The organism is Flavobacterium sp. (assembly GCF_049318325.1).
Classification (GTDB): domain Bacteria; phylum Bacteroidota; class Bacteroidia; order Flavobacteriales; family Flavobacteriaceae; genus Flavobacterium.
In genome coordinates, this window is the sequence record NZ_JBMOGQ010000205.1 from 1 (window position 1) to 2426 (window position 2426).

At 33.7% G+C, this 2426-nt stretch carries 1 protein-coding gene; it reads right to left on the minus strand.

The genetic code is table 11. The annotated features are described in order from the left end of the window. Positions 1 to 188: 188 nt before the first annotated feature. Positions 189 to 2426: type ISP restriction/modification enzyme (locus tag ACOYLP_RS11715; protein ID WP_422856351.1), on the minus strand; the 2238-nt coding region annotated here is incomplete at its 5' end.

Consider the following 2426-nt stretch of genomic DNA (forward strand, 5'->3'; position numbering starts at 1 on the left):
TTTTTAATTTCTTTCATGTTAAGTTTTCCTGCTTTATACTGACGGCTAACGGTTTGCAGCTACAAGAAGTTGGCGATTTCGAAGCACTAAACTGTCTGCCACCACAAAACTTGATACGAAGCACAAAGCTTCATTTAACCACTGAACCGCCAATTTCTTGTAGGTGCTGTTATGCCCAGTGCTTATTTTCATTCGATGTCGATTTTATTTATTTCGTTCATTAGTCTGTTCGTTTCTGTCAATGCAACAATGATTTTTTGATAATGTAAAATGTCGTCAAATTCAAGTGTTCTTTCCTTTCTGTCTTTGAGCCATTTTTGTGCTGGCTGATAACCACCGATGTAAAATTCCCATGCACTAGTGGGCACATCTGCAAAATATTGGTTTTCATTTATATACACTGCACCTAAATAATCGGGATAAGTAATATTTCCATTTTCATCAGGAACTTCATTTTCGTATAAGTATGGAACAAATTTTATCTTACTCACTTTATTATCTCCATCCTCGGGATATTGCGTAATGTATTTTTCAACGGTTGGGCTTTCTAATAAATGTATTTGCCGTATTTCACCACCAAGTTTTACCAATTGCCAAAATATGTCTTTATCTTTTGGATAAGGCACTCTAGGGAAATCAATTTTTAAAAATTCTTTGTATTTTTCTCGGTACGTTGGCGAATGTAAAACTGCATAGATATAGTCTAAAATGTCAATTGGTGCAAAAGTGTCTTTGGTTGTTTCTTTTTCGTTGGTGAAAGTTAAATCTAATTTCTCCGCTATTTCCTTTACAATTTCTGCGTTTAGGTTTGGAGTTCTTTCTGTTGTTTGTCTAATTATTTGCTGTCCGTTTGTTTCGGGATAGAGATAGAGAGGGCAAGCTATTGGTATGCCTTTATTGCTATACTGAATTCTGTTATCAGAAAGATATTTTGAAACCTGAACATGATTCCAATTATCAGTAACTGCTTGTCGAGGAATTATTAAAGAAATATTATCCTGCAACATATTCCTCATTACAGAATACCTTGCTCTTACTACTTTTTTCAAGTCGTAATTTATAAATCTACAATCAAAAGGTCTGTAATCATATTTGAAATTGTTTTCTAAAAACTTTTGAAATCCTACCAAATTTTCATCATCATGTGTTTTAATGCCAGTAATATTTGATTTGAATAAGTCGCCTATTCTAAGTCCCAATTCATAACTCTGCGATAGATTAAAATCTTTTTTTACAAAATAGAAATCAGGTTTAGAATAATCTAGTGGATTCCAATTAATAGATTTAATGCTGCTATTCAAAAGGGTTTCATACTTAAATTCTCTTTTGCCAAATAACTCATGATGAAATACTTTTCCTAACTCGTTTTTTTTCTTTTCCCCATTTTTAATGAAAACGTTAATAGAAACACCTTGTTGAATATCAAAAACATTTTCATCCCTACTCCCATCTAGAGAAACCTCTTTTCTATTAGAGTTACCATGTAAGTCAATTATGTAAATTTTATCAAAGCACTCTAATAAGTTCTTACGCATTTGCCTGTGAATAATTCCATCAATAAAGCTGTTGTTAGAAATGTAAGCCAAAATACCACTTCCGTTTTTATCAATAAAATGTTGACCAAAGCGAATGAACTTGATGTAGTCATCTGAAAGTGGTTGGATGTTTTTTTCGTTTAAATCTCTTTTATAATCAGCTGTTAATTTTTCAATCCATTCGCCTTTATTACTACTACTAACGCTGTATGGCGGATTTCCAATTACACACATTACTGGTGTATCTCTTTTGATATGATTGGCTTCGTTGGCTTCTGTGCTTAACCAATTTGCAAATAAAGTCCCTGTGTCTTGGTGATGTTCTTCTAAACTATTGGTAAGGTAAACTCTGAACCTTTGGTTGGTGGTTGGCTTGTAGCCTGTTTCAGTTAAAAGTAAATCTAATTTAAGATGTGCCATTGCATAACTTGCCATCAGCAACTCAAAACCATTAAGACGAGGCAATAAATGTGTTTCTACATAGTTGCTCCAAATACCTTGTTGGCCTTCAAACTTTTTATGAATGTGTTTTATGGTTTCGGCAAGGAAAGTTCCTGTTCCTGTTGCTGGGTCAAGTATCTGTACTTTGTGAACTTCTTGTTCTGTCTTTTTGCCTTGTACATCAACTTTTATTTTCGTTTTGCTACTGTCGGCAAGACCTTGAGGTAAATCAAACTCAGTTTTTAAAATGTCGTCAACTGCTCGAACTATAAAATTTACGACTGGAGCAGGAGTGTACCACACGCCACGAGCCTTTCGCAATTTCGGGTCATATTCACTCAAAAATGTTTCATAAAAATGGATGATAGGGTCTTCCATTTTTGTTGACTTACCATAATTCTTTAAAATTTCTTCAACATTGCAAGCCAAAAATATATCTACCAAACTATC